Annotated in this window: 16 protein-coding genes, 1 pseudogene and 1 riboswitch; of the genes and pseudogenes, 15 read left to right on the plus strand and 2 right to left on the minus strand. The window is 37.2% G+C overall.

What is annotated here, in order from left to right:
- The first annotated feature begins 11 nt into the window (after positions 1–11).
- The 5 genes from EL165_RS18665 (at position 12) to EL165_RS18685 (ending at position 4538) form a co-directional block, all read left to right on the plus strand.
- Positions 12–1169 (plus strand): DUF4350 domain-containing protein, encoded by a 1158-nt coding sequence (locus tag EL165_RS18665; RefSeq protein ID WP_002983368.1) that lies wholly within the window; start codon positions 12–14, stop codon positions 1167–1169.
- An 87-nt stretch (positions 1170–1256) separates the two neighbouring features.
- Entirely contained in the window at positions 1257–2288 is a 1032-nt protein-coding gene (locus EL165_RS18670; protein ID WP_002983370.1) for an AAA family ATPase, read from the plus strand.
- A 62-nt stretch (positions 2289–2350) separates the two neighbouring features.
- Entirely contained in the window at positions 2351–2701 is a 351-nt protein-coding gene (locus EL165_RS18675; RefSeq protein ID WP_002983371.1) for a four helix bundle protein, read from the plus strand.
- 67 nt (positions 2702–2768) lie between these two features.
- Positions 2769–4091 carry a DUF58 domain-containing protein gene (locus EL165_RS18680; RefSeq protein ID WP_002983374.1) on the plus strand — a complete coding sequence of 441 codons (1323 nt, stop codon included), beginning with the start codon at positions 2769–2771 and terminating at the stop codon, positions 4089–4091.
- 27 nt (positions 4092–4118) lie between these two features.
- A complete protein-coding gene (locus EL165_RS18685) occupies positions 4119–4538 on the plus strand; it encodes an OsmC family protein (protein WP_002983375.1) in 420 nt (139 codons plus the stop codon).
- A 64-nt stretch (positions 4539–4602) separates the two neighbouring features.
- Here the strand turns inward: EL165_RS18685 and EL165_RS18690 are convergent, their stop codons facing one another.
- A complete protein-coding gene (locus EL165_RS18690) occupies positions 4603–7218 on the minus strand; it encodes an MGH1-like glycoside hydrolase domain-containing protein (protein ID WP_002983377.1) in 2616 nt (871 codons plus the stop codon).
- A gap of 188 nt (positions 7219–7406) precedes the next feature.
- Positions 7407–7514: riboswitch (SAM riboswitch) on the plus strand.
- A gap of 60 nt (positions 7515–7574) precedes the next feature.
- Between EL165_RS18690 and EL165_RS18695 the strand changes: the two genes are divergently transcribed.
- The 7 genes and pseudogenes from EL165_RS18695 to metF all read left to right on the plus strand — a co-directional run bounded on the left by EL165_RS18695 (position 7575) and on the right by metF (position 17192).
- Positions 7575–8522, plus strand: a complete 948-nt coding sequence (locus EL165_RS18695) for an alpha/beta fold hydrolase (protein ID WP_164720340.1) — start codon at positions 7575–7577, stop codon at positions 8520–8522.
- Complete coding sequence (locus EL165_RS18700; RefSeq protein ID WP_002983380.1) at positions 8519–10057, plus strand: ACT domain-containing protein; 1539 nt, start codon at positions 8519–8521, stop codon at positions 10055–10057. The genes EL165_RS18695 and EL165_RS18700 overlap by 4 nt, the downstream gene beginning before the upstream one ends.
- Positions 10058–10181: 124 nt before the next feature.
- Complete coding sequence (locus tag EL165_RS18705) at positions 10182–11342, plus strand: O-succinylhomoserine sulfhydrylase (RefSeq protein ID WP_002983382.1); 1161 nt, start codon at positions 10182–10184, stop codon at positions 11340–11342.
- A gap of 37 nt (positions 11343–11379) precedes the next feature.
- On the plus strand, positions 11380–12390 hold the full coding sequence (locus tag EL165_RS18710) for a homocysteine S-methyltransferase family protein (RefSeq protein WP_002983383.1): 1011 nt from the start codon (positions 11380–11382) through the stop codon (positions 12388–12390).
- A gap of 82 nt (positions 12391–12472) precedes the next feature.
- Positions 12473–13564 (plus strand): fatty acid desaturase family protein, encoded by a 1092-nt coding sequence (locus EL165_RS18715; protein WP_002983384.1) that lies wholly within the window; start codon positions 12473–12475, stop codon positions 13562–13564.
- Between the two features lies 1 nt (position 13565).
- Positions 13566–16225 (plus strand): annotated as a pseudogene (metH, locus tag EL165_RS18720) (methionine synthase).
- A 7-nt stretch (positions 16226–16232) separates the two neighbouring features.
- Positions 16233–17192 (plus strand): methylenetetrahydrofolate reductase [NAD(P)H], encoded by a 960-nt coding sequence (gene metF / locus EL165_RS18725; RefSeq protein WP_002983388.1) that lies wholly within the window; start codon positions 16233–16235, stop codon positions 17190–17192.
- Positions 17193–17338: 146 nt separating this feature from the next.
- Here metF and EL165_RS18730 read toward each other — a convergent pair whose 3' ends face one another.
- Positions 17339–18490, minus strand: coding sequence for a hypothetical protein (locus tag EL165_RS18730; protein ID WP_002983390.1), 1152 nt, complete (start codon positions 18488–18490; stop codon positions 17339–17341).
- A 102-nt stretch (positions 18491–18592) separates the two neighbouring features.
- On the opposite strand from EL165_RS18730, the gene folE reads away from it, so the two are divergent.
- From folE to cysS, 3 genes are all read left to right on the plus strand, one after another.
- Complete coding sequence (gene folE / locus EL165_RS18735) at positions 18593–19258, plus strand: GTP cyclohydrolase I FolE (RefSeq protein ID WP_002983392.1); 666 nt, start codon at positions 18593–18595, stop codon at positions 19256–19258.
- Positions 19259–19263: 5 nt separating this feature from the next.
- Positions 19264–19695 (plus strand): DinB family protein, encoded by a 432-nt coding sequence (locus EL165_RS18740; RefSeq protein ID WP_002983394.1) that lies wholly within the window; start codon positions 19264–19266, stop codon positions 19693–19695.
- 121 nt (positions 19696–19816) lie between these two features.
- Complete coding sequence (gene cysS, locus EL165_RS18745; RefSeq protein WP_002983396.1) at positions 19817–21283, plus strand: cysteine--tRNA ligase; 1467 nt, start codon at positions 19817–19819, stop codon at positions 21281–21283.
- The last annotated feature ends 11 nt before the right edge of the window (positions 21284–21294 follow it).

Genomic DNA, 21294 nt, shown 5'->3' on the forward strand with positions numbered 1-21294 from the left:
CAACAGTAACCATGAATAAAACTTTCAAAACATATGCTGCAATTTTCATCATTGTGATGATTATTCTGGCATTGCTTGAAGTTAACAAAAAAGAAACGACAGACTGGCGGAAGAATTTTGATATCAATGAAAAGTCGCCGTTCGGACTGTTTGTTTTTAATAATGAAGCCAAATATCTTTTTAAGAACAATCTGAAAAAGGTGGAGCAGACGCCTTATGAATATTACAGCCAGCATAAAAAAGATGTTCACAATATTATTGTTATTGAAAACAACCTTGACGGCGAATCGTGGAAAAAAATCCTGACCCAGGTCTCCGAAGGGTCAGATGCCTTTCTGATGGTAACCCGAATGCCGAAAGAAGTTTCAGACAGTATCGGATATTATGATTCGGAAATCTCTTTTGAAGAAGAGAATGTTCTGAAGCTTACCGACAAAAAATTTCAGAATGATTTTATTAAGATGGATAAATTTCCGTCAGGAAGAGGATTTTCCTTCATCAAACCTAAAGTAGAAGTACTTGGGAAAACTGTGGAGAAAAAGAATACGGATCAGGCCAACTTTATTAAAGTTAAGTTTGGAAAAGGAAATATCTATGCACACACAGAACCGCTTTTTCTGACCAATTATTATCTGCTGAAACCGGGAAATGCAAAATACGCACAGGATGTATTCTCCTATCTTCCGGATAGAGAAACGCTTTGGTTCGTTTCAAATAAAAGTTCAACATCACGTTTCTTTATGCGGTTTGTATTGTCAAATCCGGCTTTAAAATATGCATGGTGGGTGTTTTTAGGAGGGCTTGTTCTTTTTATTTTCTTTAATGCCAAAAGAAAACAGAGAATAGTACCTGTAACGGAGCCATTAAGAAATACTTCCCTGGATTTTGTAAAAAGTATTGGAAATCTTTATCTTCAGGAAGGTGATTTTCATGATATGATGGCAAAAAAAGCCCAGTATTTTCTGAATAAAGTAAGAATGGATCTGCTGATTGATACTCAGCATCTGGATGAGGAATTTGCTAAAAAATTACAACTGAAGACCGGGAAAACCATGGAGATGATCAATGAGGCGATAATGCTTATTAAAAAAGCTCAGGATCCCTATGCCAGCGTAATGAAGGAAGATCTTACAAGAATTAATAAGCTTCTTGATGAAATACTTAGATAATATAACAAAATAATAATATGACGAGATAGCAGTTTCCCAATAATTGTTATATTGATACATTGCTAGATTGGTAAATAAAAATTTATTATGGAAAACTTTGATAACCCCAATATAGAAAACCAAGGCTCTATAGACCTTAATAAACAGGAAGAGCAGTTCCAGTCGAGAATTGATATGATAGAGCTTCGCGCAAGCTTAGAGAAAGTAAAATCTGAGATCGGAAAAGTAATTGTAGGACAGGAGAAGATGATTGAACATCTTTTGGCTGCTTTACTTTCAAACGGACACGTTCTGATTGAAGGTGTTCCGGGAGTAGCCAAGACAATTACAGCAAAATTATTGGCTAAGACCATCGATGTTGGCTTCAGCAGAATCCAGTTTACGCCGGACCTGATGCCTTCTGATATCCTGGGAACATCTGTATTTAATGTAAAAAATTCAGAGTTTGAATTTAAAAAAGGACCTGTTTTTTCTAACTTTATCCTGATTGATGAAATCAACAGATCGCCGGCAAAAACCCAGTCAGCATTATTTGAGGTAATGGAAGAAAGACAGATCACAATGGATGGCACACGCTATACAATGGAAGAACCTTTTCTGGTGATAGCAACACAGAACCCCATTGAGCATGAAGGAACATACCGTCTTCCGGAAGCTCAGCTGGACCGTTTTCTGTTCAAAATTAATGTAGGTTACCCTAATCTTGAGCAGGAAATCGCCATTATTAAAAATCAGCACGAAAGTAAAAAAGAAGATAAAACAGAAGGCATACACCGTGTTATCACCGCTGAACAATTAAAAAATTATCAGCATCTGGTAAAAGAAATCATTGTGGAAGCCCAGTTGATGGAATATATTGCTAAAATTATCATTAACACCAGAGAAAACCAGTTTTTATATCTTGGTGCTTCTCCTAGAGCTTCATTGGCGCTTCTTACAGCTTCAAAAGCATTTGCAGCCATCAGAGGAAGAGATTTTGTAACTCCTGAAGATATCAAAGAGTCTTGTTACGCAGTTCTGAGACACAGAGTAATTGTATCTCCCGAAAGAGAAATGGAAGGCCTTACAGCAGATGAAATTATCCGTCAGATTTTAGAAGGAATAGAAATACCTAGGTAGATAATAGTTGGCAGGTAGGAGGTGATAGCGGTGAATGTTTAATAGTTACAAAATTATCATATATGGCAAATTTTAAAGCGCTTTTAGTTTGGCAGAAATCGATTGACTTTGTTACTGAAATTTATAGGATTACTGAAGTATTTCCCAAAACCGAAATGTATGGATTAATATCACAAATCAGACGAGCCGCCATTTCTATACCCTCCAATATTGCAGAAGGGAACTCAAGAAGAAGTAAACCTGATTATCTGCAATTTTTAAAAATATCAAGAGGCAGTTGTGCAGAAGTAGAAACACAATTGATAATTTCAAAAAATCTCGGTTTTTTAAATGAAGATGATTATTTCAAACTAAACCAGAAGATTATAGAAATATCTAAAATGTTGAATGGACTCATTAATTCCCTACAATAATAATGAATATAAAAAAGCTAATAAACGACCATCTAAAACCTTTCATCTGCAACCTGCAACCTAACCAATGAAAAACTTATACATCAATACCCGTTTCTTTTTTACGCTCGTTGGAGTGGGGATACTGTATGTTCTGGCATTTTTCTTTCAGGTGTTGATGTGGGTTGCCCATATTACACTGTTGATTTGTTTTCTGGCAGCAATGGTAGATTTTCTGCTGCTTTTTAATCAAAAGAACGCCTTACAGGTGCAAAGAATTTTGCCTGAAAAACTGTCCAACGGAGATGAGAATTTTGTAAAAATTGACATCAAAAATAATTATAGCTTTACCATATCCACTAAGATTATTGATGAAATACCGTTCCAGTTTCAGAAAAGAGATTTCCTGATCAAAAAACAGATCGCTTCGGGAGCAAATACCTTTTTTCAATATTCTTTAGAACCTAAAGAAAGGGGTGAATATCATTTCGGAGGTCTGAATGTCTATGGATCATCACCATTGGGCTTCATTTCAAAAAGATTTATTTTCCAGAAAGATGCTATGCTGCCTTCTTATCCGTCTTTTATCCATCTCAGAAAATATGAACTGATGGCTATTCAGAGTGAATTTTTATTAGGCGGAATCAAGAAAGTCAGAAAGCTGGGACATACCATGGAATTTGAGCAGATCAAAGAATATGTTGCCGGAGACGATATCAGGACGATCAACTGGAAAGCCACTTCGAAAACAAACCGTCTTATGGTCAACCAGTTTCAGGATGAGAAGTCACAGCGTATTTTTATGCTGATTGATAAAGGAAGAACCATGAAAATGCCTTTCAACGGATTAAGTCTGCTGGATTATTCTATTAATGCAACAATGGCGTTGTCTCATATTATTTTGAGAAAGGGAGACAGAGCCGGAATGATGACCTTTTCCAAGAAAGCTGAAAATAAAATTGCTGCCGATAATAAGTCCGGCCAACTGAAGAAAATCTCCGAAGCCCTTTATAATATCAAAACAGATTTCTTTGAAAGTGATTTTAACCGTTTGTATCAGGATGTAAAATATTCTATCAATCAAAGAAGCTTGATTCTGCTTTTTACCAATTTTGAGACATTGGATGGATTGAACCGCCAATTGAAATATCTTCGCGGAATTGCTAAAAACCATTTACTGGTCGTTGTATTCTTCAAAAATTCAGAATTGCAGACACTGATCAACAAAAATCCTGAAAATATGCAGGAAATCTATGACGAAATCATTGCTGAAAAATTTGAGTTTGAAAAGAAACTGATTATCCAGGAACTCCGTAAATACGGAATTTATACCGTTTATACCCTTCCGGAAAATTTGAATATCGATGTTATCAATAAATATCTGGAGATAAAAGCGAGAGGAATTTTATAACTTTGCAGAAGCAATAAGCAATACATAATGAAAATTACACTTAACAGAATAAACGACGATTTTTTATTTGAATGTACCAATGCTCAGGGAAATTCTATTCTTTTGGATAATACTTCCCAGCCGGGAGCAAAAGGAGTTTCTCCAATGGAAAGTGTACTGATGGCAGTAGCGGGATGTAGCGGAATTGATGTAGTTTCCATTTTAAAGAAGCAGCGTCAGGAGATCAAAAGTTTTCAGGCAGAGGTAGAAGGAGAAAGAGTACAGGTAGAAGATGCAAAACCTTTTAAATCAATTAATGTTAAATTTCTTTTGGAAGGAGAAATTGATCCTAAAAAAGCACTAAAGGCTGCAGAACTTTCTTTTGAAAAATATTGTTCAGTGTCAAAAACTCTGGAACCGAATGTAGAAATCGGATACGAAGTCTATGTGAACGGAGAAAAAATTTAATCTCTTACTTAAAAATATAGAAAGCCGGATGATTCATCCGGCCTTTTTATTACTCATTACTCATCTAAAAGGTGAGTCTTGGCTTTATCAGTTTGGCTACAGTAGCAGTCCAACCGGTTTGGTGGGAAGCTCCAACGCCCCGGCCGTTATCTCCATGGAAATATTCAAAAAATGTAATATAATCTCTGAAATGTTCATCGTAATTGAATTTTGGATTATCTCCATTGAACGCTCTTTTTCCATTTTTATCCTTTAAAAATATAGAACAAAGTCTTTTGCTGATGTTTTGAGCTACTTCATCAAGGTTTCTCTTATCTCCGCTACCTGTCGGGAACTCTACTTTCAGACTGTTTCCATAATAATAATGGAATCGCTGCAGACTTTCAACAATCAGGAAGTTGATAGGAAACCAGATGGGGCCACGCCAGTTGCTGTTTCCGCCGAACATACGGCTGTCACTTTCTGCCGGAGTATAATAGACCATGTTTTCCGTTCCATGCACAGAAAATACAAACGGATTTTCTTCGTATACCTTAGACATGGCACGGATTCCGTAAGTACTTAAAAATTCTTTTTCGTCAAGCATTCTGGTCAGAACTTTGGTCAGTCTGTTCTTGCGGAGGATGCTCATCAGATGTTTTCTTCCATGTCCTTCCTCATCCCAATGAGAAACAAGCTTGGTAAGCTCCGGCTTATTTTTTAAGATCCATTCCATTCTGCTTCTGAAATTCGGCATCTTTTCCAGTAAGCGGTGGTCTACAATCTCAACGGCAAACATTGGAATCAAACCAACAATACTTCTTAACCTCAAAGAAACGCTGTCTCCGTTTCCAAGCTGCAATACATCATAAAAGAATCCGTCTTCCTCATTCCACAGACCTTTCGTTCCTTCACCCAGATTTTCCATAGCTTCAGCGATGTAAAGATAATGTTCAAAGAACTTGATCGCCATATCTTCATACACCTGGTAATACTGGGCAAGTTCCATCGCAATACGCATCATATTCAATGCATACATGGCCATCCAGCTGGTTCCGTCTGCCTGTTCAAGATGCTGGCCGTCCTTCAAAACCATATTTCGGTCAAAAGCTCCAATATTATCGAGACCAAGGAAACCTCCGCCAAAAATATTTTTACCGTTTTTATCCTTTCGGTTCACCCACCATGTAAAATTAAGCAGCAGTTTCTGGAAAACTTTTTCTAAGAATAATAAATCCGGTTTTCCGTTGTTCTTTTCATCTATCTTAAAAACACGGAAGCATGACCATGCATGCACGGGTGGATTCACGTCACTCATATTCCATTCATAAGCGGGAAGCTGGCCGTTAGGGTGCATATACCATTCTTTCGTAAGTAATAACAGCTGTCCTTTCGCAAACTCTGCATCGATGATGGAAAATGGAACGCAGTGAAATGCAAGATCCCATGTGGCATACCACGGATATTCCCATTTGTCGGGCATAGAAATAATATCTTTATTATGAAGATGATTCCATTCCGTATTTCTTACATATTCACTGAAGTTTCTTGGCGCTTCAAAGTTCGGATCACCTTTCAGCCATTTCCCGATATTATAATGATAGAACTGTTTGTTCCAGAGAAGTCCGGCAAATGCCTGTCGCTGCACATTTCTTTCATCTTCATTCACGGTATCACTCTGAATTTCCTGATAAAACTCTTCAGCTTCGGCCTTTCGGGTATTGAAAATTTCATCAAATTTTTCAAAAGGTTCATCGTTTTCTTCAGGACATAATCTGAATTCAAAAACTTTTGATTCACCTGCTGCTATAACTTCATCTATAAGAAAAGAAGCTTTGGTTCCTCTTTTTTCAGGATTTACAGTATCTCGGCCGTGAATTATAAAATCATTGATTCCGTCTTTAAAATAAGTATTCTCTGTTTTAGGAGTACCGTAAAGTTTTGGAGTATTTGTTTCGTTTTCACAGAATACACTTTGTGCATTTGTATTTCTGGAATACAGTTTTTTAATTGAAATACTGTCGTGGCCAATGGTAATACTTCCATCCTGAGAAGCACTCAGCTCTGCCTTGTAGGTATTATATCCCCATTTCCAGTTGTTTCTGAACCATGCAGTAGGAGCCACCACGATAGGAGCTTCATGCTGGCTTCGGTTGCAGACTGTCACTCTGGCCAGAATATCATTATGATCTGCCTTACAGTATTCAATGAAAATATCGAAATACTCATCGTTATCAAAAATCCCGGTATCGAAAAGCTCATATTCAGGTTCCTTTTTGCTGCGTTTTCCATTCTCACTAAGAATATCATCATACGGAAACTCATTGATCGGATATTTATATACCATCTTCATATAGCTATGAGTAGGTGTATTATCCAGATAATAAAAGATTTCTTTGATATCTTCTCCATGATTTCCCTGAGGATTGCTCAATCCGAAGAACCTTTCTTTTACCATTTTATCTTTTTTGTTCCAGAATGAAAAAGCAAAACATAAAAGCTGCTTTACATCAGAAATTCCGGCAATACCTTCTTCGCCCCAGCGGTAAGCATAGCTTTCTGCATTATTATGATTGGTAAAATTCCAGGCATTCCCGTTCGGGCTATAATCTTCGCGTACATTTCCCCACTGCCGGTTGCTTACATAAGGTCCCCAGTTTTTCCATTTGGTATCTTGTAATCTTTCTTTTTCGGCGGTCATATGTCAACATTTTTCCACACGAAGTTAGTTTTTTTGCAAAGTAATTCCAATTTTTTTCATCTGAATAATTATTAATATGACCTTGAAACGCCTGTATTTAAGGGCTCTTTTAAATATTAAAATAATTTTTTTTTGAATTTAAAAGAAAAGAACTACCTTTGCACCATTCGTTCATTCAAATATTGAAAATGTTATCAAGAAAGGTTGAGGGATTAGACCCTGTGAAACCTTAGCAACCCTTTGCGCAAGTAAAGAAGGTGCTACGTTCTACCAAAATAATTTTGGACAGATAACTTACTGAAGTTCTTTTCAGCCATTTCCTGTGGCATTTTCAATTGTATTTAAATATAATAGAATTGAAAACAGAACTAAACTATATTAATCTTACGTATCAAACAAATTCCCAAAAGGAATACCATATCCCGCTAAGCTATCAGCTTTTTGGGAAAGATCTGTTTACAGCACCTGTCATTTTAATCAATCACGCTCTTACCGGAAACTCGAATGTATCCGGAGATAAAGGCTGGTGGAAGCAGCTGGTAGGAGAAAATCAGATTGTTGATACCGATCAATACACAGTTCTGTGTTTCAACATACCCGGAAACGGTTATGACAATTTTTTAATTGAAGACTATGAAGACTTTACCCCTTCAGATATCGCTGCGATATTCCTGAAAGGGCTTGAAACTTTGCAGATCAAAAAACTATATGCCATTATCGGAGGCTCTCTGGGAGGAGGAATTGCCTGGGAAATGCTTGCCCAGCAGCCGGATCTTGCAGAGATATTTATTCCCATTGCCTGCGATTACAGAACACACGATTGGCTTCATGCGCAATGTCTGGTTCAGAAATTCTTGTTAAATGATAAAGAAGAACCATTACAAAAGCGAGAATTCATGCCATGTTGTGTTATAGAACTCCACAGTCGCTCAATGACAGATTTCAAAACCAATATAACCAGGAAAAAACAACGCCTGGAATCAGAAGACTGGCTGATTTATCATGGTAATGCTCTAAACGAAAGGTTTAGTTTAAAAGCTTATAAATTGATGAATCATCTCCTGATGAATATAAATGCTGATGAAACAGTACTGGAGAATATACAGGCACGAATGCGCATGATCTCCGTAGATTCAGACTTATTTTTCCCGGCTTCTGAAATCCGGATGTGTTTTGAAAACTTAAAAGAGAAAAATAAGGATGTTTCTTATCACGAGATCCAATCTATACACGGGCATGATGCCTTCCTAATGGAATATCAACAATTAAATAATATCATAAAAAACATTTTACAGGAAAAATGAAAAATGCTAACGAAATAAAATTTTTGAAGAACAGATCAATCGTCAAATTTGAAGGAGAAGATTTCTTAGGAGAAATCGGGATTGACGGACGAATTTTTAAAGCGCTTACCTTAGCGCGTATCAGTGTAGGAGTAATCTCTCAACAAGCGGTAGAAAACGGAATTTCCATTTTGGTTCATGAAAACGATGCAGAGAAAGCAGTCGCTTGTCTTATCGATGAATTTGAGGCGGAAAGAAAGTCAGGAAAAGTTTCCCAGATCTATAGTATCAATAATGTTTCCGTGATTGGCTTTGTAGCAGAAGATTTCAATAAAGTCTTTGCTGAGCTGGCAAGAAATAATGTTTTCCCGTTACTTTTAAATCAGGTGGCAGGAGAAAACAGAGTCAATATCGTAGTGACCTCTTCGCAGGATGAGAAAACAAGAAATATCATAGAATCTGAAATTTTTAAAAAACCAAAGACAGTTCATCTGGCAATCATTGGTCACGGAAACGTAGGAAAAACCCTGATAGAGCAGGTACTTGAATCTGCACAAGAAATTAAAAAACGTAAAAAAATAGACCTTAAAGTAGTTGCTGTAGCCAACTCAAAGAAAATTGCCTTCAATAAAAAAGGGTTTGATGCCAATTGGGGAGATGAGGTTTTAACAGCAGAGAGACCGTCAAATGTTGAAGAACTGATCAACTTTTCCAACGAAAATCAACTGGAAAATCTGATTGTTGTGGATAACACGGCAAGCAAGGATTTTGTTAAAAACTATCATGCCCTGGCAGAAAACGGATTTGATCTCGTTTCTTCCAATAAAATTTTCAATACCCTTCCAATAGAAGAGTACAGAAAACTAAGATATACGTTGAACAAAAATAACAGACGTTATCTGTATGAAACCAATGTTGGCGCTGGATTACCGTTAATTGACACCATCAAATTATTGCACCTTTCAGGAGAGAACATCACCAGAATCAAAGGAGTATTCTCCGGAACATTAAGCTATGTTTTCAACAATTTTTCTTTGAGGGACGATAAATTTTCAACCATCATCAATGAAGCTCTGGAAAAAGGATATACAGAACCGGATCCGAGAGAAGATCTGTCAGGAAATGATGTGGCAAGAAAATTACTGATCCTCGCCAGAGAATTGGATCTGATCAATGAATTCGAAGATATCAGTATTCAGAATCTTGTTCCGGAAAGCTTACTTGAGGTTTCAAAATCAGAATTCCTTTCCAGACTTGAAGAGCTGGATGAAGAATATCAGAAAATAAAAGAAAACCAGGAGCCTGGACATGTGCTGAGATATGTAGGCGATTTACATGGCGATTTACAGAAAGATAAAGGTGAACTGGATGTAAAACTGATTTCTGTACCTGCAACTTCTGCATTAGGGCAGCTGAAAGGTTCAGATTCAATTTTTGAAATCTATACAGAAAGTTACGGAGAAAATCCGATCGTTATTATGGGAGCCGGAGCCGGAGCACAGGTAACAGCCAGAGGGGTATTTGGAGATATTTTAAGAGTAAGTGAAACTAAATAATAATGTAACAATCTACCAATCTAGCAGTGTAACAATTACTGCAATTGCTATTCTGAACATAGCGAAGAACCTTATTGGTAAACTGTTACATTGATACACTGTTAAATTGACAAATTAAAACTATATGGAAAATTTTGAAACATCAGCAATAAGAACCCAGACTGAAAGAACCCAGTTTGATGAACATTCTACGCCATTATATCTAACCTCCAGCTTTATATTTCAGGATGCGGAAGATATGAGAGCAAGCTTTGCAGAAGAAAAACCTAAAAATTTATACAGCCGTTTTTCCAATCCTAATGTAACAGAATTTACAGATAAGATTGCTAAAATGGAAGGTGCAGAAGCAGGATATGCATTTGCGACAGGAATGGCAGCCATCTATTCTACATTTGCAGCTTTGTTAAATGCTGGGGATCATATCGTAAGCTGCCAGTCGGTTTTCGGGTCTACACATACTTTGTTTACCAAATATTTCCCGAAATGGAATATTGAAACCTCTTATTTCAAAGCAGAAGATGCAGTGAATGTTGAACAATATATCAAACCTAATACAAAGATCTTATACCTTGAAACTCCTACCAATCCGGCAATTGAAATCCTGGATCTTGAGTTTTTCGGTCAGATCGCCAAAAAGCATAATCTTATATTTATTGTAGATAACTGTTTTGCAACACCTTATCTTCAGCAGCCCATCAGATATGGTGCAGATATTGTTGTACATTCAGCAACAAAGCTGATTGACGGACAGGGAAGAGTACTAGGAGGAATAGCCGTAGGAAAAGAAGATCTGATCAGAGAAATCTATCTTTTTGCAAGAAATACAGGACCTGCATTGTCTCCTTTTAATGCCTGGGTATTATCAAAAAGTTTAGAAACATTGGCAATCCGCGTAGAAAAACACTGCGAGAATGCATTGAAGGTAGCAGAGTTCTTAGAAAACCATCCGAATGTAGAGTTAGTAAAATACCCATTTCTTAAATCCCATCCAAGCTATGAAGTAGCCAAAAGACAAATGAAACTTGGTGGAAACATCGTAGCCTTTGAAATAAAAGGTGGAATAGAAGGAGGAAGAAACTTTTTAGATAAGATACAAATGTGTTCACTGTCTGCCAATTTAGGTGATACAAGAACGATCGTTACGCATCCGGCTTCTACAACGCATTCCAAATTATCAGATGAAGAAAGGAATGAAGTAGGTATTACAGCAGGATTAGTACGTTGCTCTGTAGGGTTGGAAAATGTAGAGGATATCATTGCGGACCTTAAGCAGGCGTTGGATTAATTCAAACAATTACTGGCTTTACTCAAAATAGATAAAAATGAAAAATTCAGAACAATTATATAAAGCTCTATCCGAAAGAATTTTAATTCTTGACGGTGCTATGGGAACGATGCTTCAGAGGTATAAGTTTGAAGAAGAAGATTACCGTGGAGAGCGTTTCAAAGATTGGGAACATCCAGTAAAAGGAAACAATGACCTGCTTTCTCTGACACAGCCTCAGGCCATTGAGGAAGTTCATAAGAAATATCTTGAAGCAGGGGCAGACATTATTGAGACCAATACGTTTTCAGGAACTACCATTGCGATGGCAGATTATCATATGGAAGATCTGGTATATGAACTGAACTATGAGTCGGCAAAAATTGCCAGAAAAGCCTGTGATGAATACACAGCAAAAAATCCTGACAAACCGAGATTTGTGGCAGGATCTATAGGACCTACGAACAGAACAGCAAGTTTAAGTCCTGATGTTAATGATCCCGGATACAGAGCTATTACTTTTGAAGAATTAAGAGTAGCATACAAACAGCAATGTGAAGCATTACTGGATGGAGGTTCAGATATCCTTCTGGTAGAAACCATCTTTGATACCTTGAATGCAAAAGCAGCTTTGTTTGCCATTGATGAATTACAGGATGAAAGAGGAATTAAAATTCCGATCATGGTTTCAGGAACCATTACCGATGCTTCAGGAAGAACATTGAGCGGACAGACGGCAGAAGCTTTTTTGATTTCTGTCTCACACCTGAATTTACTAAGCGTAGGTTTTAACTGTGCATTGGGCGCAGATCAGCTTACTCCTTATCTTGAAACACTGGCCCATAATTCAGAATTCTATGTTTCAGCATATCCGAATGCCGGCTTACCGAATGCTTTCGGAAAATATGATGAAACACCCAAAGATATGGCAAGACAGATCAGAGAATATGTTGAGAAAGGATTGATCAATATTATCGGAGGATGCTGTGGAACAACGCCCGAACATATTAAAGCAATTGCGGAGCTGGTGAAAGATTATCCACCGAGGAAATTGAAGGAATTTGTGTGATTTGATAGATTTTTTTAATTAAAATCAAGAATGAAGGCTGGATTATAAATGTTAACTTTAAGTAAACCACAAAGTTAAATATATGGAAAAGCCAATTTACTTAAAAGATTCGGAAGATGTCAGATTGTTTAATGAGCTAAGAAAGAAAGTGAACAAAAGAGTAGAAGCCATTCCTGAAAACAGGGATATCTATATTCAGATCAAAGCGGTAATACTCCCACTGGTTTATATTGGCTTATATTTTCTGGCTGTTTTGAATGCTGAAAAACATTGGGTCTATATTCTGAGTTTTGTTTTAATGGGCATTTCTCTGGTTTTGATTTATTTAAACTTAATCCACGAAGCAGCCCATAACAACATCTATAAAAGTAAAAAACTGAATGCCTTAGTTCTCCACATTTTTGATTTTATAGGAGCCAATTCCTATATCTGGAAAAAAAGACATATCGCAAGTCACCATGCTTACCCAAATGTAGATGGATGGGATACAGATATCGAACAGAGCGGATTGCTCCTGATCGTTCCATGGATCAAGGCGAAAGGGATTCAGAAGTATCAGCATAAGTTTTTCTTTCTAGTATATCCGCTGTATTTGTTCAATTGGATGTTTATAAGAGACTTTCGGGATTTCTTTGATAAGGAAAGAGTGATTTTAAAAACCCAGGGAAGAATACCGGTTGTTGAAAAAGTGAAAATGGTGAGTTATAAGCTGTTCTATTTCTTTTATCAGATTGTGGTTCCTGTTGTGTTCTTTAAAGTATCAATAGGATTAGCTTTAGGAGCATGGTTTTTACAGGTAATTTCAGCAAGCATTTTTGCATTGTTTGTACTGTTGCCTTTGCACCCGCTTCCTGATAATGCCTTTCCGAAGTTAAATAAAGAGAACGGCCTTCCGTTCAGCTGGCTTCGTCACCAATTGGAGGTGACCAATGATTTAAAAGAAAATAACTGGTTTGTAAGAAATGTATTGGGAAACTTTAATTTTCATGTGGCCCATCATCTGTTTCCAAACTACAGTTATATGTATTATAACGAAATTACTGAGGAAATTGAGGAATTTGCTAAAGAGCACAATTTAGCGTATAAAAGATTTCCGCTGATTACAGCTTTAAGTAAGCATAGGGATTTATTGAGGCAGAATGCCAATAATGCCTACTATATTTTAGAAGAATAAAATGAAGTATTTAAGATTATCAGGCCTTGAGCCTCTTATCATAACACCGGAGAGTAATTTCATCAATGTTGGTGAAAGGACGAACGTTGCCGGATCCAAAAAGTTTTTAAGACTCATCAAAGAGGAGAAATTCTCCGAAGCATTAGATATTGCCCGCCATCAGGTAGAAGGAGGCGCCCAGATCCTGGACGTGAACTTTGATGATGGATTGATTGATGGAAAAGCTTCCATGATTAAATTCCTGAACTTAATTGCCTCTGAACCGGATATCGCAAGAATCCCGATTATGGTAGATTCCTCCAAATGGGAAATTCTTGAAGCAGGCCTTCAGGTAGCTCAGGGAAAGTGCGTAGTAAATTCTATCAGTTTAAAGGAAGGAGAGGAAGAATTTATCAAACATGCAAAAGCAATTAAAAGATACGGAGCGGCAGTCATTGTAATGGCATTTGATGAGGTAGGACAAGCGGACAACCTTGAGCGAAGAATTGAAATCTCAAAAAGATCCTATGACATTCTGGTAAATCAGATTGGTTTTCCTGCTGAAGATATCATTTTTGACTTGAATATCTTCCCTGTAGCAACAGGAATGGAAGAGCACAGGAGAAATGCTATCGACTTTATTGAAGCCACGCGATGGGTAAGACAAAACCTTCCTTATGCCTCTGTAAGTGGGGGAGTGAGTAATGTTTCCTTCTCCTTCCGCGGAAATGATACCGTAAGAGAAGCAATGCACTCTGTATTTCTTTATCACGCCATTCAGGCAGGAATGAATATAGGTATTGTAAACCCGGCCATGCTGGAAGTTTATGATGAAATCAATAAAGAATTGCTGGAGCTGGTAGAAGATGTAATCCTGGATAGAAGAGATGATGCAACAGAAAGGCTTCTTGATTATTCCGAAAAGCATAAATCCGTAAAAAAAGAAAAGACTGAAGACTTAGAGTGGAGAAATAATCCGTTGCAGGAAAGAATTACTCATGCCTTGGTAAAAGGAATCGATCGTTTTATTGAAGAAGATGTTGAAGAAGCAAGGCTATTGGCAGAAAGACCCCTTCACGTTATTGAAGTGAATCTGATGACAGGAATGGGAGTGGTAGGAGATTTATTCGGAAGCGGAAAAATGTTTCTTCCACAGGTGGTAAAGTCAGCAAGAGTAATGAAAAAAGCGGTGGCTTATTTACAGCCTTTTATTGAAGCAGAAAAAGACGGAACAAAACCAGCCAACGGAAAAATATTAATGGCAACAGTAAAAGGAGACGTTCATGATATCGGTAAAAATATTGTGAGCGTTGTTTTGGGTTGCAACAACTATGAAATTGTCGACCTTGGAGTAATGGTGCCTGCGGAAAAGATTATCCAGACTGCCATTGAAGAAAAAGTAGACGTTATAGGATTAAGTGGGCTGATTACCCCAAGTCTGGATGAAATGGTGTATATCGCATCAGAATTGGAAAGACAGAATTTAGATTTTCCTTTATTGATTGGCGGTGCTACAACGTCAAAGGCACATACGGCCGTGAAAATCGATTTGAAATATAAAAATGCTGTTGTTCACGTAAATGATGCTTCAAGAGCTGTAAATGTGGTAAGCGCATTGCTAGGAGACAGAAATAAAGAATATGTTTCGGCTTTAAAGAATGACTACTCTGAATTCAGAGAGAAGTTCCTGAACAGACAGGTGGATAAAGATTATGTTTCGATCGGAGAGGCAAGAGAAAACCGTTTTAAAATTGATTGGGAAAACGAAGAAATTTTCACTCCGAATAATTTAGGAATACAAATAATCGAAAATCAGGATCTGAATGAACTGGTTCCTTTTATCGACTGGTCTCCGTTTTTCAGAAGCTGGGATCTGCACGGGAAATACCCGAATATTCTGGAAGATGAGGTTGTGGGTGTTCAGGCCAAAGAATTATTTAAGGATGCTCAGGTGATTCTGAAAAGAATTCTGGATGAAAAACTGTTAACCGCAAAAGCCATCTTCGGAATCTTTAAAGCCAATTCCAATGATTCTGATGATATTTTGATTTTGACGAAAACAATAATGAACAGGCGAAATTTTTAACCTTAAGACAGCAGGCTCAAAGATCAAAAGGAAAAGACTATCTGGCATTAAGTGATTTTATCGCTCCTCAAAGCTCGGGAAAAACTGATTACGTGGGAGCATTCTGTGTAACAACAGGTTTTGGAACCGATGAACTGTCCGCTGAATATGAAAAAGCAAATGATGATTACAATTCCATTATGGTAAAAGCTTTAGCTGACCGTTTTGCAGAAGCCTATGCTGAATTCCTGCATAAAAAAGTCAGAACAGAATACTGGGGATATGCTAATCAGGAAAATTTAAGCAATGAAGAGCTTATTGCCGAAAAATATAAAGGAATCCGCCCGGCGCCGGGATATCCGGCTTGTCCGGACCACCTGGAAAAGAAAACAATATGGGAACTGTTAAAAGTAGAAGAAAATACAGGTGTTTTCCTTACAGAAAGTCTTGCGATGTTCCCAACGGCATCTGTTTCCGGATATTATTTCGGAAGCCCGCATGCCAAATATTTCGGATTAGGAAAAATTACAGAAGACCAGCTTGAAGATTATGCAGCAAGAAGAGGCTGTAGCATCCAGGAAGCAAAAAAATGGTTGTCACCCAACTTAGCAGATTAACATTGACATGAAGATAACAGAACATATTAAAAATGCAAATGGAAAAACTTTATTCTCTTTAGAAGTTGTTCCGCCACAGAAAGGAATCGGGATTGAAGATCTGTACACGAATATAGATCCGTTAATGGAATTCAAGCCACCTTTCATTGACGTTACGACATCCAGGGAAGAGTATATATACATCGACAAAGGAAATGGCCTTATGGAGCGCCGTATTACAAGAATGCGCCCGGGAACCTTAGGAATTTGTGCGGCTATTCAGCATAAATACAATGTAGATACGGTTCCACATCTTCTTTGCGGAGGATTCACAAAAGAAGAAACAGAATATCTGTTGGTAGACTGTATGTATCTTGGGATAGACAATGTAATGGCTTTAAGAGGTGATGCGATGAAAGGACATCAGTATTTTGAGCCTACCCAGGGAGGCCATGCAAGTGCGATGGATCTTGTCAATCAGATTAATGATATCGGAAGAGGAAAATATCTTCATAACGAAGAACAGGTCAGTGATGAGTTGAATAAATTCTGCATCGGTGTTGCCGGATATCCGGAAAAACATATGGAAGCCCCTTCTATGAATTATGACCTGAAATGGCTGAAACAAAAAGTAGATGCCGGAGCAGATTATATCGTTACCCAAATGTTCTTTGACAATAAAAAGTATATGGAATTCGTTCAGAAAGCAAGAGAAATGGGAATAACGGTTCCAATTATTCCGGGAATCAAACCTATCGCAACAAAAAAGCACTTGAAAATTCTGCCACAGGTATTCAAAATAGATCTGCCTGAAGAACTGATTAATGAAGTGGAAAATGCAAAAAATAATGAAGCAGTAAAACAGATCGGAATAGAGTGGGCCATTACCCAATGCAAAGAACTATTGGACTTCGGAGTTCCTGTTCTGCACTTCTATTCAATGGGAAAAAGTGATAATATTAAAAAAGTAGCTGGTGAGCTATTCTAATAAAAGTACCAAAAATGAAGGAACCCTGCTTTTTTAAGCAGGGTTTTTATTTTAATCATAATTTCCGCAGAAATGTAATACAAGCAAATAAAAACTTTGTGGCAAATATCCTAAATCATCCAGAAAAAAACTTCCATCTTCCTTACTCAAAGAATAGGATGTCTCTCAAACTCCTTACTTCTGTCAAACAAATACCGGTAAGTTGCCAGCTTTCGGGTAACTGTTGTATCAAGAGTTTCTGCAATCTTGATCATTTTAGGATTAAAATCACCGATCCACTGTAATTCTGTAATCGTAAAGTCAGTATGTTTTCTCAAATGTTGGGTTCCTTCCCAGATCATATATCCGTCAATCCCTTTCTTCTGCCATTCAGGAACGATGCCAAAAACAAGTCCCACCATTTTCTCATTTTTCTTAAACCTCTTTAAAAACAGAAATTTGAGTTTTTCCAAAATTCCGAATTTTCCATTCAGATATTTAAACCACTGGTTGAGGTCCGGAATATTGATCCACATCGCAATAGGTTTCTCGTTTTCATAGACAAACCAGGAAATATGCTCATTGATAATAGGTGTCATCGTATTGAACATTTTCAGAACCTTTACTTCTTCCAGATGTTTTCCTTCCCCATGAGACGCCCATGCTCTATTATAAATTTCTGTAAAATCCTTTGCAAACTTTGGCAGATTATTTTTTTTCATAGGTTGTGCAGAAATTGCAGGATTCCTTCTGTTCTTTTCATGAGCAATTTTAAAAATCCGTGAAACTTCTGCAAAAACCGGTCTGGTAAAACAAAGCTGTTCAAAATAAATCTTAAATCCGTAATTTTCAAAAAGATCTTTATAATAAGGGAAATTGTAGTTCATCCCAAACAAAGGTTCAATAAATCCTTCAATTAAAAGTCCCCAGAATTTATCTCTTTCTCCAAAATTAATAGGGCCGTCCATTGCTTCCATTCCTTTTTCCTGAAGCCAGCTTTTGCAATGGTCAAAAATGAAATTCGCTGTTACCTGATCATTGATGCAGTCGAAAAAACCAATTCCTCCGGTAGGTTGCTTTTGCTCATAACAGCTATTGATAAAAACAGCCACTTTACCAACTGTTTTATTATCCCTTTTAAACAGAAACCTTTTGCATTCTCCATTTTTAAAGAATTTATTCTTTTCAGGATCAAAAATTTCCTCAATATACTTATCTAAAGGCCGGATATAATTTTTGTCATCCCGGTAAAGGCGGGCCGGGAATTCCAGAAATTCCCTTTTATGGAGGTGGTTTTGTACTTCTTCGACAATAATCATAGGCTTTTTAATCAGAACTAGTTATAAAAGATAATGTTTTTCATCCTCATTGAATAGAGATGAACAGATATTATCCGTATTTTTGCTGCAAATTAAATAAAAATGGTTGATTTTACTGATAACGACGATGATATTTTCACAGGAAAAGAACATACGCCTATAAGGGAAGATGCTTTTGATAAATCGCCACAGGAAAAAATTGAAAAAATTACTGAGCTTTTTGGCGAGATTATGGAAACGCTGGGATTGGATATGACGGATGATTCTTTGAAAGATTCCCCAAGACGTGTAGCCAAAATGTATGTGAATGAGATTTTCGGAGGACTTCTTCCTGAAAACAAACCAGGGATCTCCACTTTCTCCAATAAATACAAATACCGCCAGATGTTGGTGGAAAAAGATATCACCGTATATTCTTTCTGCGAGCACCACTTTTTACCCATCATAGGAAGAGCTCATGTTGCTTATATTTCCAATGGGGAAGTAATTGGTCTTTCAAAAATTAACAGGATTGTTGATTACTATGCAAAAAGACCTCAGGTTCAGGAAAGGCTTACCATGCAGATTGTAGACGCTTTGAAAGAAGCTTTAGGAACAAAAGATGTAGCCTGTATCATTGATGCAAAACACCTCTGTGTTAATTGCAGAGGAATAAAAGATACTGCAAGTTCTACAATTACAGCAGAACTAAGTGGTATTTTCAGAACCAACCCTATTACAAGACAAGAATTCTTACATTACGTAGGAAGTCACGCAAAACTAGATTGATAAAAATGAACTACCAGATTCTCAAAAATATTATTGATACTGAACTTCAGAGATTTCAAAATATATCTGAAGAAGAATGGAATCACAAGAGTACACCGGAAAAATGGTCCAAAAAAGAAATTATTGGCCATCTTTGTGACAGTGCTTTAACAAATATCCGTAGATTTGTTGTTACCCAATACAAAGAGAACGAGAATATTGTTTATGATCAAAACTTTTGGGTGAAAGCTCAGAACTATCAGAATGTTCCTACTACAGACCTTATCGATCTGTGGAAATCTTTGAACTATCAGATTGTTCATGTAGTTGAAAATATTCCGGATGAAGCATTACAAAGAACCTGTGATACTACCAAAACAACACCTCAGGTTTTTACGCTAGAGTTTATTATCAATGATTATGTAGACCATCTGCAGCATCATTTAAAAGCGGTTTAATTATGATAAAATTTAAAAAAGTTTCAGATAAAATTTTTATCACGACAATTATTTGTTGTGACAAAAGTATTTTAACTCAATTTTGAATCTTTAGAATTATTAAATCTTTAACTTAAAATAAATGCAATTAAAAATATATAACTCCCTTACAGCGGAAAAAGAAATATTCAAACCTATCTTGGAAGGAAATGTCGGAATGTATGTCTGCGGACCCACGGTGTACAGCAATGTGCATTTGGGAAATGTAAGAACTTTCCTTTCCTTCGATTTTATCTACCGTACCCTGATGCATTTGGGGTATAAAGTAAGATATGTAAGAAATATTACCGATGCAGGCCACCTTACCGATGATGGGAATGTAGATAACGACAGGTTCGTTAAACAGACCAGACTTGAGAAACTGGAGCCTATGGAAATCGTACAGAAATACACCGTAGATTTCCACAAGGTATTGGATATGTTCAATCTGTTACCCCCGAATATCGAACCTACAGCTACCGGACATATTGTAGAACAGATCGAATTGACTCAAAAACTGATTGAAAGAGGCTTTGCTTACGAAAGTAACGGTTCAGTATACTTCGATGTATTAGAATACAACAAAAGAGGCCTGAACTATGGTGAACTTTCAAAACGTAATATAGAAGAACTTTTTGCCAATACCAGAGACCTGGACGGACAAGGAGAAAAGAAAAATCCACAGGATTTTGCCTTATGGAAAAAAGCATCTCCAGCTCATATTATGAGATGGAATTCCCCTTGGGGAGAAGGTTTCCCGGGATGGCACCTTGAATGTACTGCAATGAGTACAAAATACCTTGGTGAAACATTTGATATCCATGGAGGAGGAATGGACCTTAAGTTTCCTCACCACGAATGTGAAATTGCACAAGGAAAAGCTTGCAATGATGCTGCGCCGGTGAATTACTGGATGCATGCCAATATGCTGACGATGAATTCTCAGCGTATGAGCAAATCTACAGGAAACTATATCCTTCCGATGCAGCTGGTTACAGGAGATAATGACTTCTTTGAAAAACCATTCCATCCCTCAATAGTACGTTTCTGCTTCCTGCAGGCACACTACAGAAGTGTTCTGGATATTTCAAACGATGCCATGATAGCGAGTGAAAAAGGATTCATCAGATTAATGGAAGCAGTGAAAGTATTGAATTCTATTACTCCGGATGATACAAAACAATCCGGTTTCAATCTGCAGGAATGGAAAAATAAAGCATATGACGCTTTAACTGATGACTTCAATTCACCAATCCTGATTGCCCACCTCTTTGAAGCGGTAAAATACATCTTTGCTTTGAATGATGGTAAAGAAACGATTTCAACTGCTGATCTTGAGGATTTAAAAACTACGCTTAACGCCTTTATCTTTGATGTTTTAGGATTACAGACCGTAGAAGAAAATAACAATGAGAAACTTGATCAGACCCTAAAAGTTTTGATCGAATTGAGAAATCAGGCAAGAAAATCCAAAAACTTCGAGCTTTCAGACCAGATCAGGGACAAGCTGCTTGCAGAAGGAATCGAATTAAAAGACGGAAGAGACGGAACATCATACGTTCTGAACTAAAATATAACTTC

It is taken from the genome of Chryseobacterium gleum (assembly GCF_900636535.1).
Lineage (GTDB): Bacteria > Bacteroidota > Bacteroidia > Flavobacteriales > Weeksellaceae > Chryseobacterium > Chryseobacterium gleum.

What these genes read in the sequence shown, in the direction of transcription:
- EL165_RS18665 (WP_002983368.1), top strand. Translation starts at nt 12, where the DNA reads ATGAATAAAACTTTCAAAACATATGCTGCAATTTTCATCATTGTGATG.
- EL165_RS18670 (WP_002983370.1), top strand. Translation starts at nt 1,257, where the DNA reads ATGGAAAACTTTGATAACCCCAATATAGAAAACCAAGGCTCTATAGAC.
- EL165_RS18675 (WP_002983371.1), top strand. Translation starts at nt 2,351, where the DNA reads ATGGCAAATTTTAAAGCGCTTTTAGTTTGGCAGAAATCGATTGACTTT.
- EL165_RS18680 (WP_002983374.1), top strand. Translation starts at nt 2,769, where the DNA reads ATGAAAAACTTATACATCAATACCCGTTTCTTTTTTACGCTCGTTGGA.
- EL165_RS18685 (WP_002983375.1), top strand. Translation starts at nt 4,119, where the DNA reads ATGAAAATTACACTTAACAGAATAAACGACGATTTTTTATTTGAATGT.
- EL165_RS18690 (WP_002983377.1), bottom strand. Translation starts at nt 7,218, where the DNA reads ATGACCGCCGAAAAAGAAAGATTACAAGATACCAAATGGAAAAACTGG.
- EL165_RS18700 (WP_002983380.1), top strand. Translation starts at nt 8,519, where the DNA reads ATGAAAAATGCTAACGAAATAAAATTTTTGAAGAACAGATCAATCGTC.
- EL165_RS18705 (WP_002983382.1), top strand. Translation starts at nt 10,182, where the DNA reads ATGGAAAATTTTGAAACATCAGCAATAAGAACCCAGACTGAAAGAACC.
- EL165_RS18710 (WP_002983383.1), top strand. Translation starts at nt 11,380, where the DNA reads ATGAAAAATTCAGAACAATTATATAAAGCTCTATCCGAAAGAATTTTA.
- EL165_RS18715 (WP_002983384.1), top strand. Translation starts at nt 12,473, where the DNA reads ATGGAAAAGCCAATTTACTTAAAAGATTCGGAAGATGTCAGATTGTTT.
- metF (WP_002983388.1), top strand. Translation starts at nt 16,233, where the DNA reads ATGAAGATAACAGAACATATTAAAAATGCAAATGGAAAAACTTTATTC.
- EL165_RS18730 (WP_002983390.1), bottom strand. Translation starts at nt 18,490, where the DNA reads ATGATTATTGTCGAAGAAGTACAAAACCACCTCCATAAAAGGGAATTT.
- folE (WP_002983392.1), top strand. Translation starts at nt 18,593, where the DNA reads ATGGTTGATTTTACTGATAACGACGATGATATTTTCACAGGAAAAGAA.
- EL165_RS18740 (WP_002983394.1), top strand. Translation starts at nt 19,264, where the DNA reads ATGAACTACCAGATTCTCAAAAATATTATTGATACTGAACTTCAGAGA.
- cysS (WP_002983396.1), top strand. Translation starts at nt 19,817, where the DNA reads ATGCAATTAAAAATATATAACTCCCTTACAGCGGAAAAAGAAATATTC.